Annotated in this window: 16 protein-coding genes; 3 read left to right on the top strand and 13 right to left on the bottom strand. The window is 52.4% G+C overall.

Going from position 1 to position 14306, the window contains the following annotated elements; genetic code table 11:
* Nucleotides 1–92: 92 nt before the first annotated feature.
* The 8 genes from fusA to fkpA all read right to left on the bottom strand — a co-directional run bounded on the left by fusA (nt 93) and on the right by fkpA (nt 6264).
* The gene (gene fusA / locus X965_RS05635; RefSeq protein WP_004236495.1) at nt 93–2219 is read right to left on the bottom strand and encodes an elongation factor G; all 2127 of its coding nucleotides are present in this window, start codon (nt 2217–2219) and stop codon (nt 93–95) included.
* 80 nt (nt 2220–2299) lie between these two features.
* The gene (gene rpsG / locus X965_RS05640) at nt 2300–2770 is read right to left on the bottom strand and encodes a 30S ribosomal protein S7 (RefSeq protein ID WP_004240719.1); all 471 of its coding nucleotides are present in this window, start codon (nt 2768–2770) and stop codon (nt 2300–2302) included.
* A 96-nt stretch (nt 2771–2866) separates the two neighbouring features.
* Nucleotides 2867–3241, bottom strand: a complete 375-nt coding sequence (gene rpsL, locus X965_RS05645; RefSeq protein ID WP_004236497.1) for a 30S ribosomal protein S12 — start codon at nt 3239–3241, stop codon at nt 2867–2869.
* Between the two features lie 132 nt (nt 3242–3373).
* Entirely contained in the window at nt 3374–3664 is a 291-nt protein-coding gene (gene tusB / locus X965_RS05650; RefSeq protein WP_024473585.1) for a sulfurtransferase complex subunit TusB, read from the bottom strand.
* A gap of 19 nt (nt 3665–3683) precedes the next feature.
* Nucleotides 3684–4043 carry a sulfurtransferase complex subunit TusC gene (gene tusC, locus X965_RS05655; RefSeq protein ID WP_015422412.1) on the bottom strand — a complete coding sequence of 120 codons (360 nt, stop codon included), beginning with the start codon at nt 4041–4043 and terminating at the stop codon, nt 3684–3686.
* 9 nt (nt 4044–4052) lie between these two features.
* Nucleotides 4053–4448 (bottom strand): sulfurtransferase complex subunit TusD, encoded by a 396-nt coding sequence (tusD, locus tag X965_RS05660; protein ID WP_004236499.1) that lies wholly within the window; start codon nt 4446–4448, stop codon nt 4053–4055.
* 14 nt (nt 4449–4462) lie between these two features.
* On the bottom strand, nt 4463–5164 hold the full coding sequence (locus X965_RS05665) for a transcriptional regulator (protein WP_004236501.1): 702 nt from the start codon (nt 5162–5164) through the stop codon (nt 4463–4465).
* Between the two features lie 341 nt (nt 5165–5505).
* Nucleotides 5506–6264 carry an FKBP-type peptidyl-prolyl cis-trans isomerase gene (fkpA, locus tag X965_RS05670; protein WP_004240721.1) on the bottom strand — a complete coding sequence of 253 codons (759 nt, stop codon included), beginning with the start codon at nt 6262–6264 and terminating at the stop codon, nt 5506–5508.
* A 243-nt stretch (nt 6265–6507) separates the two neighbouring features.
* On the opposite strand from fkpA, the gene X965_RS05675 reads away from it, so the two are divergent.
* Nucleotides 6508–6726: a SlyX family protein gene (locus tag X965_RS05675; RefSeq protein ID WP_004240722.1), complete on the top strand. Its 219-nt coding sequence runs from the start codon at nt 6508–6510 to the stop codon at nt 6724–6726.
* A 69-nt stretch (nt 6727–6795) separates the two neighbouring features.
* Here the strand turns inward: X965_RS05675 and slyD are convergent, their stop codons facing one another.
* The 4 genes from slyD to kefG form a co-directional block, all read right to left on the bottom strand.
* Nucleotides 6796–7425 carry a peptidylprolyl isomerase gene (gene slyD / locus X965_RS05680; protein ID WP_004236504.1) on the bottom strand — a complete coding sequence of 210 codons (630 nt, stop codon included), beginning with the start codon at nt 7423–7425 and terminating at the stop codon, nt 6796–6798.
* A 125-nt stretch (nt 7426–7550) separates the two neighbouring features.
* Nucleotides 7551–7754: a YheV family putative zinc ribbon protein gene (locus X965_RS05685; RefSeq protein ID WP_004236505.1), complete on the bottom strand. Its 204-nt coding sequence runs from the start codon at nt 7752–7754 to the stop codon at nt 7551–7553.
* On the bottom strand, nt 7751–9604 hold the full coding sequence (gene kefB, locus X965_RS05690; protein WP_004236506.1) for a glutathione-regulated potassium-efflux system protein KefB: 1854 nt from the start codon (nt 9602–9604) through the stop codon (nt 7751–7753). Before kefB ends, X965_RS05685 begins: the two co-directional genes overlap by 4 nt.
* Nucleotides 9591–10157, bottom strand: a complete 567-nt coding sequence (kefG, locus tag X965_RS05695) for a glutathione-regulated potassium-efflux system ancillary protein KefG (protein WP_004236507.1) — start codon at nt 10155–10157, stop codon at nt 9591–9593. The genes kefB and kefG overlap by 14 nt, the downstream gene beginning before the upstream one ends.
* Nucleotides 10158–10305: 148 nt before the next feature.
* On the opposite strand from kefG, the gene X965_RS05700 reads away from it, so the two are divergent.
* Nucleotides 10306–12234, top strand: a complete 1929-nt coding sequence (locus X965_RS05700; RefSeq protein WP_036417384.1) for an ABC transporter ATP-binding protein — start codon at nt 10306–10308, stop codon at nt 12232–12234.
* Nucleotides 12235–12270: 36 nt separating this feature from the next.
* Here X965_RS05700 and X965_RS05705 read toward each other — a convergent pair whose 3' ends face one another.
* Nucleotides 12271–13131: an SIS domain-containing protein gene (locus X965_RS05705; RefSeq protein WP_004236509.1), complete on the bottom strand. Its 861-nt coding sequence runs from the start codon at nt 13129–13131 to the stop codon at nt 12271–12273.
* Between the two features lie 263 nt (nt 13132–13394).
* Between X965_RS05705 and murQ the strand changes: the two genes are divergently transcribed.
* The gene (murQ, locus tag X965_RS05710; protein ID WP_015422411.1) at nt 13395–14306 is read left to right on the top strand and encodes an N-acetylmuramic acid 6-phosphate etherase; all 912 of its coding nucleotides are present in this window, start codon (nt 13395–13397) and stop codon (nt 14304–14306) included.

Raw genomic sequence — 14306 nt, forward strand, 5'->3', positions numbered from 1 at the left:
TTTTTCTTTAGACACGACTCTATTCCTTATGAAGTCCCTTCTTCACTGTGAGAAGGGACTGAAATTAACGAGTTAAACCGGTAAGTTACCGATTATTTTGCATTACGAGCTTCAATAACAGCCTGAGCTACGTTGTTTGGCGCTTCATTATACTTCAGGAATTCCATGGAGTAAGAAGCACGGCCCTGAGTCTGTGAACGCAGGTCAGTTGCATAACCAAACATTTCAGACAGTGGCACTTGCGCACGGACGATTTTACCGGTAGGCATGTCATCCATACCTTCGATCATACCGCGACGACGGTTCAGGTCACCAATGACGTCACCCATGTAGTCTTCCGGTGTTTCCACCTCAACTTTCATGATTGGTTCCAGCAGAACTGGTTTCGCTTTTTTGAAGCCGTCTTTAAACGCCAGAGATGCTGCCAGTTTAAACGCCAGTTCAGAGGAGTCAACATCATGGTATGAACCGAAGTGCAGACGAACACCCATGTTAACAACAGGGTAGCCTGCTAACGGACCAGATTTCAGCTGCTCCTGGATACCTTTGTCAACCGCAGGGATGTATTCACCAGGAATCACACCACCTTTGATTTCGTTGACAAATTCGTATTCCATGTTGACGCCTTCGGCATCTTTCTTGTTCAGCGGGTACATGTCGATAACAACATGACCGTACTGACCACGACCACCGGACTGTTTAGCGTGTTTACCTTCGATATCAGTCACTTTCATAGTGATTGCTTCGCGGTAAGCAACCTGTGGTTTACCCACGTTCGCTTCAACTTTGAACTCACGACGCATACGGTCGACCAGAACGTCCAGGTGTAATTCACCCATACCGGCGATGATAGTCTGGTTAGTCTCTTCATCACTTGATACGCGGAATGATGGATCTTCCTGTGCCAGACGGCCCAGTGCGATACCCATTTTTTCCTGGTCAGCTTTGGTTTTCGGCTCGATTGCAACGGAGATTACCGGCTCAGGGAATTCCATACGCTCCAGGATGATTGGTGCATCAATCGCACACAGAGTATCACCTGTAGTGACGTCTTTCAGACCGATAGCAGCCGCGATGTCACCAGCGCGAACTTCTTTAATCTCTTCACGTTTGTTAGCGTGCATCTGAACGATACGGCCGAAACGTTCTTTCTTGGATTTAACCGGGTTCAGTACGGTATCACCGGAGTTAACAACACCAGAGTACACGCGGAAGAACGTCAGGTTACCCACGAACGGGTCGGTTGCAATTTTAAATGCCAGAGATGCAAACGGCTCTTCGTCAGAAGAGTGACGCTCAGCCGGGGTATCTTTACCGTCGTCCAGAATACCTTTAATTGCAGGAACTTCTGTCGGAGATGGCAGGTACTCAACAACCGCATCCAGCATCGCCTGAACACCTTTGTTCTTAAATGCAGAACCACAGGTTACCAGGATAATTTCGTTCGCCAGTACGCGCTGACGTAATGCTGATTTGATTTCAGCTTCAGTCAGTTCTTCACCGCCAAGATATTTTTCCATCAGCTCTTCTGAGGCTTCAGCTGCGGCTTCAACCAGATTCTGGTGCCATTCAGCAGCTAATTCCTGCATGTTTGCCGGGATATCTTCGTAGACGAAGGTAACGCCCTGGTCTTCTTCACTCCACTGAATCGCTTTCATTTTAACCAGGTCAACAACACCGGTGAATGATTCTTCAGCGCCGATAGCTAACTGAAGAGGAACCGGAGTAGCCGCTAAGCGGGTTTTGATCTGATCAACAACTTTCAGGAAGTTTGCACCCATACGGTCCATTTTGTTAACGAACGCGATACGAGGTACATGATATTTGTTTGCCTGGCGCCATACGGTTTCAGACTGTGGCTGAACACCACCAACGGCACAGTAAACCATTACAGCACCATCAAGAACACGCATGGAACGTTCTACTTCGATTGTGAAGTCAACGTGCCCCGGGGTGTCGATGATGTTGATGCGGTGTGGTTCAAATTGTTTGCCCATACCGGACCAGAACGCAGTGGTTGCTGCGGAGGTGATAGTAATACCACGCTCTTGTTCCTGCTCCATCCAGTCCATCGTTGCTGAACCTTCGTGGGTCTCACCAATTTTATGGTTCACACCTGTATAAAACAGAATACGTTCTGTTGTGGTGGTTTTACCGGCGTCGATATGTGCACTGATACCGATATTACGGTAACGTGAAATGGGTGTTTGACGAGCCATTTTTTCCTCTCTCTTGGACGTTCGTTTAATTTGGTCGGGCAGCCTTACGGCTACCCTATACACAATTCACTACGGTTTGATTACCAACGGTAGTGTGCGAACGCCTTGTTAGCTTCTGCCATACGGTGAACGTCTTCACGTTTCTTAACGGCAGTGCCTTTGTTTTCAGCTGCATCGGATAATTCATTTGCCAGGCGCAGAGCCATGGACTTATCACCGCGTTTACGGGCAGCTTCAACGATCCAGCGCATTGCTAATGCATTACGGCGGACCGGACGAACTTCAACCGGTACCTGGTAAGTAGAACCACCAACACGGCGGGACTTAACTTCGACAGTCGGACGCACGTTATCCAGTGCGATTTCGAATGCTTCCAGGTGCTCTTTACCTGAACGCTGAGCCAGGGTCTCAAGCGCGGTATATACGATTGATTCTGCGGTAGATTTTTTACCGTCTACCATCAGGATATTTACAAATTTGGCCAGCAGCTCTGATCCGAACTTAGGATCTGGCAGAATTTTACGTTGACCAATTACACGACGACGTGGCATGGAAATACTCCGTTGTTAATTCAGGGTTGTCCAAAACTCAATGAGTTTATTTGACATTAATGCGATAAATGTTTGGCCTTACTTAACGGAGAACCATTAAGCTTTTGGCTTCTTCACACCGTACTTAGAACGAGCTTGTTTACGGTCTTTAACACCGGAACAGTCCAGTGCGCCGCGAACAGTGTGGTAGCGAACACCCGGTAAGTCTTTAACACGACCACCGCGGATCAGGATCACGCTGTGTTCCTGCAGGTTATGACCTTCACCACCGATGTATGAAGAAACTTCAAAACCGTTGGTTAAACGTACACGGCATACTTTACGCAGTGCTGAGTTAGGTTTTTTAGGTGTGGTGGTATATACACGAGTACATACGCCACGTTTTTGCGGGCATGCTTCCAGTGCAGGAACGTTGCTTTTCACAACTTTCGAGCTACGGGATTTGCGAACCAGCTGATTAATCGTTGCCATTATAAAAAAAGCTCCTGGTTTTTTGCTTCGTAAACACGGATTTGTGCCTCGTATCTGTCAAAGACAAAACACGAGGACGCGAAATTTTATTGCTGACGCAACAGGGTGTCAAGAAATATACAATGATATTTGCTATTCCCACGCAAAATGTTGCGTGTGTGTGACCGTGAGCTCCACAAAACCAGTATAGTCTGTGATTCTCACTTTGCCCGAAAGGAACGGTAATAAACCGCGTGCTTCGGCATCCTCCCGCAACACACAGGGAATATGACCCGACTGAATAAGCGCCTGCAACAACGGGTTACCTTCCGTTGCTGCGATTACGCCATCTTCGGTAAAAAGGATGTCATCCTCAGGGGATAACAGATTCAGTAATGATTGGATATCAGTACGAAATGGCGATTGGCTGACAGTATATAGCATCTTGCTCACCGTAAGTAGATCAAAATGACACCACGGCGTCAAATGCCGCCAGTTTCCGGGCCAGTTCCGCCGCACTCAGGCAGGTGACCGGCAGGATATACGGCGTCTCCGGGGATAACCCGCGTGCGGCCATATCCTCCGCACAGCAGTAGCACTCATCAATATCGTACAGCGGCAGGACTTTGAAGGTGGAGATATAATCACGGGCGAGGATTTTTGCCGGTGTCTGTTCCGGTAATAACTGAAGTACCCCGTCAGACACAAAAAAGGCCGCAATCTCTTCCGTATAATTACTGGTTGCCAGCAGTGCATCCAGCCCTTCCCGGCCGCTGTTGCTGCCGTGAGGTGCACTTCTGAAAACAAATGCGATACGTTTCACCGGATCTCCCTAAAACTGGATAACGCGATCACAGGTCATCATGGCTTCCGCCAGAGTTCCCAGGCCGCTGAGGGAAAAACCGTCCGCCAGATTGGCTGCCGCCAGTTTCAGCGACTCCGCCTGTGCGGCATCGGTTACACCGCGGCGCAGCGCCGCTGCCACACAGACTGCCAGCTGAATACCGTTATCGCGGGCAAGCTGCTGCCACTGACGTACCATGTCGGTTTCGTCCCCGGCCGGTGATGTCAGCACATTGGCGTTGCTGACCCCTTCGCGGTAAAAAAACACACACTGAATCCGGTGTCCGGCCGCAATCACATGCTGTGCAAACAGCAACGCGCTGCCGGCACGCTGTGTGCCGTAGGCCGGGCCGGTGACCAGCAGGCAGTAAGATAACGGTGTCATTGCTCCGTGCTGCCTTACTCGCCGTTTTTAAACTGGCGGATGTAGAGATAGACCGTGTGTTTGGAGATATTCAGACGCACCGCCACAAGGTTGATGGCATCTTTGATATCAAATATCCCTTTCTCATACAGGTTCAGTACCACCTGTTTGTTCTTCGCGTTGTTTGCCACGTTGCGGTCGGCATTCACTTCTTCAATCGTCTGTTCCAGTGTCTGTGCCACCAGGTCTTCAACGGAAGAGGCAAAGTTCACATTGGAGGTCTCTTCTGCCAGCTCTTTCGGGATAAACGTCTGAACAATCTGGGAGAACGGCACATCCAGGTTCATGTTAATACACAGCAGCCCGATGATACGGCGTGATTTATTGCGGATAGCAATCGTCAGCGATTTCATCAGTGCCCCGGTTTTCGCCCGTGTGAAATAGGCTTTCGAGGTGCTGCAGTCTTCATCTGTAATGTCGTGCAGCATGCGCAGCGCGAGGTCGGTAATCGGGGAACCGACTTTACGGCCGGTGTGATGACCGTTTGCGATCTTCACCGCTGAGCGCTTCAGATCTTCCAGTGAGTGGAGAACGATTTCACAGTGCTCACCGATGAGCAGCGCCAGGCCATCAACAGCCGCCTCATAGGATTTCAGGATCTCATAATCCGTTTCAGTAAACGGATGATTTACAATGTAATCCGAATCATTGTCATTAAATAATACTGGGTTAGACATTTAATACACCACTCTTTGTAACGTGTGAACGTCGTTGGTTTTACTCATCTGTAATCTTTCACTGCAGGAGGAGGATTACCCTGTCATCATGTATCAATTATATACCCGGATTTCCCGGGTGCAGGAAAGCAGCAAATGACGGGCTTCCGGTTCTGTGCAGGTACCCGCAGGTTAAGTTATAGCGAAAAACAGGCCGTTTTGCGCCTGAGGTGATCAAATTCTGGTAAAAAATACAAAAAAACACGGATGTTTTGCAAATTTTTCATAATCCTGATCGTTGCGGAAACAAAAACCCGCACAACAGGGCGCGGGTTTTTGTCAGTTTCCGGTATCAGCAGGGCTTATTTGGCCGCAGGTTTGATATCCAGTAACTCGACGTCAAAGACCAGGGTGGAGTTGGCAGGGATCCCCGGAACACCGTCGGTGCCGTAAGCTGCTTCCGGCGGGATGACCAATTTGGCTTTACCGCCTTTTTTCATCTGCTTCAAACCTTCGGTCCAGCCTTTGATTACGCTGTCCAGACGGATAGTCAGCGGCTCGTTACGGTCGTAAGAGCTGTCAAACTGGGTACCGTCAATTAATGCGCCTTTATAGTGAACAACAACGGTGTCAGTCTCTTTCGGAGATGCGCCGTTACCGTCTTTCTCAGATTTGTAGAGCACACCGCTCTTGGTTTTTTCAACGCCTTTTTCTTTGGCGAATGCGGCACGGTATTTGTCACCGGCTGCTTTGTTTTCAGTCGCCTCGCGCGCCATTTTTTCCTGAGCGGCACCTTTCACCTGCTCTTCAAAGCCGCGCAGCGTCTGGTTGATCTCTTCATCACTCAGTTTGCTTTTATTATTGAATGCATCCTGAACACCCGCCATCATCTGATCGCGATCCAGATCCAGGCCAATGGATTTCTGCTCATTCAGGGCATTTTCCATGTAACGGCCCAGTGACGCACCCAGCGCATAAGCATTCTGCTGACTTGCGGTTTTAAATGCGCTGTTCAGCTTCACTTCTTCTTTTTTCGGCGCGGTATCCGCATAAGCCTGTGACATACCTAATGTCATTGCCAGCGAGGTTGCGACAACAGTCGCTTTAAACAGTGATTTCATCCTTTTCTCCATAAGTTTTGCAACAGTTACAGGACGTACCTCACAGCAGATCACGTCAGAGAGTCCTTGCAGCCGTCACCGGGCGACATCATAATGTCACGGTTTTGTGATGCTGAGACAACCTTAGCAAAAAGAGGTTTCATAGTAACCCCCCAATAAAAGATATCCTCTCACACTAAGTGTATTTCACAGGAATATTACATACTTTTACACAGTAATCCCCGTCTCAGACAGGAGAAAACGATGGACCTTTTGGAACTTGAACAACGCCTCGAACAGCTTGAAAGCAAAACCGCCTTTCAGGATCTGACCATTGAGGAACTCAATCAGGTGGTAACACAGCAGCAGATGGATATCACCCGGCTGAATGAAAGGCTCCGCCTGCTGACCGAACGCCTGAAAGCCACTCCGGGCTCAAATGTGGCACCGCTGTCAGAAGAAGTGCCGCCACCGCACTACTGATAAAACACAGGTATAAAAAAAGCGCATCCGTCAGAATGCGCTTTTTTTGTCCGGTTCAGATGCGGGTTATCAGTGACAACCGCAGCCGCCGTTACCGTGGCCTTTACCGTGACCGCCACCGCCGCAGCAGCCGCCTTCACCGTGTTCGTGACCATGGTCGTGATCGTGGCCATGACCGCCGCCGCAGCAACCGCCTTCTTCGCCGTGGTCGTGACCACCGCAGCAGCCGCCTTCTTCACCGTGAACGTGACCATGCTCCAGCTCTTCTGCTGTTGCTTCACGCACACCGATAACTTCGACGTGGAATTTCAGGTTCTGACCGGCCAGCATATGGTTGCCGTCAACGATCACTTCGTCACCTTCGATACCGGTGATTTCAACCGGCACAGGGCCCATATCGGTGTCTGCCAGGAAACGCATGCCGACTTCCAGCTCATCAACACCGACGAAAACGTCTTTCGGTACGCGCTGAACCAGGTTTTCGTCATACTGACCGTAGGCGTCGTTTGCGCCGACATCGACGTCGAACACATCACCGGCAACACGGCCGTCCAGTGCACTTTCCAGCCCGCTGATCAGCGCGCCGCGACCGTGCAGATAGTCTAACGGAGCACTTGCCGGAGACTCATCAACTAATACACCGTCTTCTGTTCTTACCTGATAAGCCAGGCTCACTACCAGGTCTTTTGCTACTTTCATGGTATCTCCTACACATCCGCGGGGGATAAGATTTTAATTAACGCGCCGATTGTAACGGAATTTACAGCCACTGTATCTGTTTTGGGACAAATTCCCCCAAATTCTCTGTGAAAAGCAGCGGCCTGTTATTCCCCCGGTGTAAAGATACCAATCACCTGTTCATCTTTGCGCACATGCTGCTCCGCATGCGCATCCGCCCGGCGCTCAAGATGGCCGCACTGCACACACTGCACCACGTCCACATTATCCTCACGCCACATGGCGAGGGTATCCTGTGCCTGACACTCAGGGCATACCGCACCCGCAATAAACCGTTTCCGGTTGCTCATTTTTCTGCTCCTGTCTCTGTCCGTCCGCTGCCCGGTGAGTCTTCCGTCAGGTTCCAGCTGTCCGGCAGATGTTTTTCCCGTTTCATTTCATTATCAAACAGATTTTCCAGCTCGCGCCGCGCCTCTTTCACGCGGGAGATATGCGAAATTTCCTCTTCCGCCTGCGGGATAAGCTCACGCAGCAACTGCATATCCAGCCTGCGGAATAATTGCTGCGCCCGGTGTGCTTCCGCCGGATGCGTGCCCAGCCCGATCAGGGTTTTGCGCGCCAGTTCCAGCGCTGACGAGAAGGTTTCGCGGCTGAACTGTGTTACGCCGTGTGTAAGCAGCTCGTGTGCCTCCACCCGTCCCCGGGCGCGGGCAATAATCTGCAGATGCGGGAAGTGCTCCTGACACAACTGCACAATGGTCATAGTATCTTCCGGCTTATCACAGGTAATGACAATCACCTTTGCCGTCTCTGCCCCGGCAGAGCGCAACAATGCGAGTCCTGTCGCATCCCCGTAATAAACCTTATAGCCGTAACGGCGCATGGCACTGACCGCGCTGACATCTTTTTCCAGTACCGTCGGATGTATTTTGTTCGCCATCAGCAGGCGGCCGATGACCTGCCCCATCCGCCCGAAACCGACCAGAATCACATGCGGGTGGTTATCCTCCACAAACGGGGTTTCGCCCGTTCCCGGTTCGGCATTATTGTAACGGCGCGCCAGAATCATATCGATGCCCTGCATCAGCAGCGGCGTGGTCATCATGGAAAGGGTGACCACCACCAGCAGCAGCGCCATCTGATGATCCGTAATCACACGGCTGGCCAGCGCCGCCGAGAACAGCACGAATGCAAATTCCCCGCCCTGACTGAGCACCCCTGCAAACTGTAAGCGCCCGCTGCGCCGGCAGGTCAGATGTGCCAGCAGATACAGCACCGTCATTTTGACACTCACCAGCACAATCACACCCAGCAGAATTTGCGGCAGATACTGCCACAGCACGCCGATATTCAGTGACATACCGACAGAAATAAAGAACATCCCCAGCAGCAGCCCTTTGAACGGCTCGATAGTGATCTCCAGCTCATGGCGGTATTCCGTATCCGCCAGCATCACACCCGCGATAAATGTCCCGAGCGCCATGGAAAACCCGAGCTGCTCCATAAACACCGCTGAGCCGATCACCACCAGCAGCGAGGCGGCGGTAAAGACTTCACTGACCCCGGATTTTACCACCAGCCGGAACAATGGCCGCAGCAGATAGCGTCCGCCGATCAGCAGTCCGGCAAAGGCCAGAATCTTGATACCGATGCGATACCAGTCACTGCCCGCCGTTTCCCCGCCCAGCAGAGGAATAACCGCAAGGATAGGGATCACCGCCATATCCTGGAACAGCAGCACTGAGAATCCCATCTGGCCGCTGTCGTTGTTGGTCATGCCCTTTTCATCCATCAGCTGTAATGCCATCGCTGTGGAGGACATCGCCATTCCCAGCCCGCCGACCACTGCCGCCTGCCAGGAGAAATCCGTCAGCCAGAGCAGCACCCCGAGGATCAGGGCGGAGAACACCACCTGCGCGGTGCCGGTACCGAAAATAGATCGCCGCAGTTTCCACAGTTCACGCGGATTCAGCTCCAGCCCGATAAGAAACATCAGGAACACCACACCAAGCTCAGAGAAGTGCAGCAGCTCATTGACGTTCTTGATAAAGCCCAGCCCCCACGGGCCGATAGCAATCCCCGCCAGCAGATATCCCAGTACCGCGCCGATACGCAGCCGCTGCGCCACCGGCACCATCACCACGGCTGCCGCGAGAAACACAATACCTGCATGCAGCAGGTTGCCGTCAGCTGGCTCCATTTTTACGCCCTCCGGTCAGTTGCGGTGCCCGCAGCCAGTCACAATACGCCTGCGCCTGCTCATGCAGCATGGCTTTTCCCTGGCGGCGTGCGGCATAGAGAATAACCGGTGCCAGCCAGTGCATTTCACACAGTGCCGCCGTCAGCTCAAACGGTCTCAGTAACTCACTGATCGGAAAACGGTTATAGCCGCCGTGCTGATAAGCTTCCGCCGGTTCCCCTGTTGTGATCACCTGGCGCCAGTATTTGCCGGACAGCTGTCTGCCGCCCTGTTCACCGGAGAAATCACGGGTCAGCACGCGGTCAAACCACTCTTTCAGCAGCGCGGGGCAACTGTAAGTGTACAGCGGGTGCTGAAACACAATGATGTCATGCTGCCGCAGCAGTTCCTGCTCATGGCGGATATCGATAAAAAAGTCCGGATAGGTGCCGTACAGGTCATGCACCGTCACATGCCCGAGTTCCGACGCCGCAGAGATAAGCGCCTTGTTGGCGATGGAGTGATGCGGTTCCGGATGGGCGTAAATCAGTAATATAGTCGGATTATTTATCATCACTTCCTCTTAAAAACGTGAGAATCTTTGTGATTTTCGCTACTATGCCCGCTGCAACGATACTCCTCGCCTGCTGACGGGTGATTTGCTGCTGACAACGCACGAATTACATTAATTTTACTCTCAATTACTTACCCTATCGATATTTATGATTGTTTTCTCTTCACTTCAGGTTCGCCGCGGCGTCCGTGTTCTGCTCGACAACGCAACGGCCACCATCAATCCGGGCCAGAAAGTCGGACTGGTGGGAAAAAACGGCTGCGGTAAATCCACGCTGCTGGCGCTGCTTAAGGGCGAATTACAGGCCGAAGCAGGCAGTGTGTCATTTCCGGGAAACTGGTCCATGGCCTGGGTTAACCAGGAAACCCCGGCACTGGATGAACCGGCGATCGAGTATGTCATTGACGGTGACCGCGAATTCCGTGAGCTTGAGGCAAAATTACAGCAGGCGAATGAACAGAATGACGGCCACGCCATTGCCGTGATCCACGGTCAGCTCGACACCCTCGATGCCTGGACCATCCGTTCCCGTGCCGCCACACTGCTGCACGGGCTGGGATTCTCACAGGAACAGCTGGACACCCCGGTACGGGCCTTCTCCGGGGGCTGGCGGATGCGCCTGAACCTGGCACAGGCACTGATTTGCCGCTCTGATCTGCTGCTGCTCGATGAACCGACCAACCACCTGGATCTCGATGCGGTGATCTGGCTGGAAAAATGGCTGAAGAGCTATCCCGGCACTCTGATTCTGATCTCCCATGACCGCGATTTCCTCGATCCGATCATTGATAAAGTCCTGCACATTGAACAAAACGGTCTGTTTGAATACACCGGTAACTACTCCTCCTTTGAGGTGCAGCGTGCCGAGAAAATGGCCCAGCAGCAGGCACAGTATGAAAGTCAGCAGTTACGCCGCGCACATCTGCAGAAATATGTCGATCGTTTCCGCGCTCAGGCGACCAAAGCCAAGCAGGCACAAAGCCGTCTGAAGATGCTGGAACGCATGGAGCTGATTGCCCCGGCACTGGCGGATAACCCGTTCCGTTTCAGTTTCCGCCCGCCTGAAGCACTGCCGAACCCGCTGCTGAAAATGGAAAAAGTCAGCGCCGGGTACGGTGAGAAAGTGGTGCTGGATAATATCAAACTGAACCTGGTGCCCGGTTCACGTATCGGCCTGCTCGGCCGTAACGGCGCGGGTAAATCCACCCTGATTAAAATGCTCGCCGGTGAACTGGAGCCGTTACAGGGCAAAATTGGTCTCGCCAAAGGTATCAAACTGGGTTACTTCGCCCAGCATCAGCTGGAATTTTTACGCGCAGATGAATCCCCGTTACAACATATGGTGCGCCTGGCGCCGGATCAGACTGAACAGCAACTGCGTGATTACCTCGGCGGTTATGGTTTCAAAGGTGATCAGGTGACCGACAACACCGGTCGTTTCTCCGGCGGGGAAAAAGCGCGTCTGGTACTGGCGATGATTATCTGGCAGCGCCCGAACCTGCTGCTGCTCGATGAACCGACAAACCACCTGGATCTGGATATGCGCCAGGCACTGACCGAAGCCCTGATCGAATTTGAGGGAGCGATCGTCGTGGTTTCCCACGATCGTCACCTGCTGCGATCCACCACCGATGATCTGTACCTGGTGCATGATGGTCAGGTCGAGTCGTTTGACGGCGATCTGGATGATTATCAGCGCTGGCTGGCAGACAGTCAGAAACAGATGCGCCAGAGTGCGGAGCCGGCGGCGGAAAACGGCGAGGAAAAAAATACCGTCACCGCGCAGGATCGCAAAGAGCAGAAACGCCGTGAGGCGGAATTCCGCCAGCAGACTCAGCCGCTGCGCAAAGAATCTGAGAAACTGGAAAAAACCATGAGCCGGTTATCGGACGCCATTGCCGTGATTGAGGAAAAACTCGGTGACAGCGGCCTGTATGATCAGTCCCGCAAAGCCGAGCTGAACACCTGCCTTCAGGAACAGGCGCAGTTCAAAGCTGAGCTGGAAGAGGCGGAAATGGCCTGGATGGAGATTCAGGAAAACCTCGAAGCCATGACACAGGCCTTTGAAAATCAGTAAATGATAAAGAGCGGCCCCTGCCGCTCTCTTTTCTTATCAGCCGTCCAGGCTGTTAATCATGGTGCGGGCATTGATCACCAGCCGCCGCGCCTGCTCTTCCCGCCGCTGTAACAGCGCCATAAACAGCAGATCCGTCACTGTATTCTGCGCCGTCCGTGAGGAAATAGACGAACTGCGCCACTCGTTTTCTTCCGCGACCGTTTCCAGCACATAATCCGCCATTTTTGCCAGCGGTGACTGACGGTTCCCGGTAATCGCAATCAGCGTGGCATTCTGTTTTTTCGCCGTGGCGGCGGTGACCAGCATATCCTTGCGTTTGCCGCTGAATGACAATACCACCAGCACATCCTTTTCGGTCAGCGTCTGGGAAAAAGCGATCTGGATATGGTGATCGGCTTCCGCCAGTGTCATCAGCCCGATTTTCTGAAGTTTATAGGCCAGATCTTTCGCCGTCAGCCCGGAGCCGCCGATACCGGCGACCTGAATACAGCGGGCATTATCCAGACAGGCGACAATCTCTGCCATCTGTTCAAAATCGAGCCGCCGTGTGGTTTCCGTAATGGAATTCTGCTTTTCCTGTGCCAGTTTCTGCGCGATCACCAGCAGCGGATCATGTGCTTCTATCCGGTTATGCAGCGCCTGCTGCTGATTAGCTGCCAGCACCCGGTTGCGGCCAATCTCTTCGCTGATAGCGACTTTCAGTGCCGGAAAACCCTTAAATCCCAGTTTCTGACTAAACTTCACTATAGCGGACTGACTCACGCCCACCCGCTCCGCCAGTACCTGGGAGGAAAGTGTCACGGTTTCTTCCGGCTGCGCCAGGATGAAATCGGCAATATGCTGCTGATTGGTCGCCAGCTCTGCTTTTACCCAGCTGATTTTTGTCAGGATCGCCATGTGTACCTGTTTTCCTTCTGCGGAGAATAAAAAAGGAATAAATTATTTTAACTAAAATGACGAATTATTCCTGATAAAGGACGTATCTGACTAATAAAAAATACATTTATATTCAATTAAATATAAAAAATAAAATGATGATGGGAAATGAAACTATTCCTGCTATAGCATCATAGTTGAATAGATTGCTCTGTGATAATTCTCACACAAAAAGAATATTTAATTCTCTAGCATGCGATTATATCTTATACAAAGGATCACGCATGAAGATTGACTTAACCTCAATGATTACCGAGAGCCGCAACCCGGCAAGCGCGGATATCGACAGCCTGCCGACATTAGATATGCTGCGGGTGATTAACCGCGAAGACCAGACCGTGGCCCTTGCCGTGGAAAAAACACTGCCGCAGGTGGCACAGGTGGTGGATGCGGTGGCACAGGCATTCCGCCTGGGCGGACGGCTGATTTATATGGGCGCGGGCACCTCCGGCCGTCTCGGGATACTGGATGCCAGTGAGTGTCCGCCGACCTTCGGCACCCCGGCAGAGCAGGTGGTCGGTCTGATTGCCGGTGGTCACAAAGCTATCCTGAAAGCCGTTGAAAATGCGGAAGATAACCGCGAACTGGCGGTGAGTGATCTGAAAGCCCTGAATTTCAATGAAAAAGATGTGTTAGTCGGGATCGCCGCCAGCGGCCGTACCCCCTATGTGCTGGGCGGTATGGAATACGCACTGTCACTCGGTGCAACGGTAGCCGCTGTCAGCTGTAATCCGGACAGTGAAATGAGCCGTCTGGCCGGTATCGCCATCACACCGGTGGTCGGCCCGGAAGTCATTACCGGTTCCTCCCGCATGAAAGCCGGCACCGCCCAGAAACTGATACTCAATATGATCACCACCGGCGCCATGATCCGCTCCGGGAAAGTGTACGGCAACCTGATGGCGGATGTGGAAGCGACCAACGCCAAACTGGTTGAGCGGCAGAAACGTATTGTGATGGCCGCAACGGAATGTGACAGAGCGACCGCAGAACAAGCCCTTGCCGCCTGTGACGGACACTGCAAGACCGCCATCGTGATGATCCTGGCACAGCTGAGTGCCGGTGACGCCAAAGCCCTGCTGGCACAGCATCAGGGGTTTATCCGTGACGCGCTGACCGGCGCGGCGCACTCTTAA

The sequence above is a fragment of the Morganella sp. EGD-HP17 genome, assembly GCF_000512315.2.
Classification (GTDB): Bacteria; Pseudomonadota; Gammaproteobacteria; order Enterobacterales; family Enterobacteriaceae; genus Morganella; species Morganella morganii.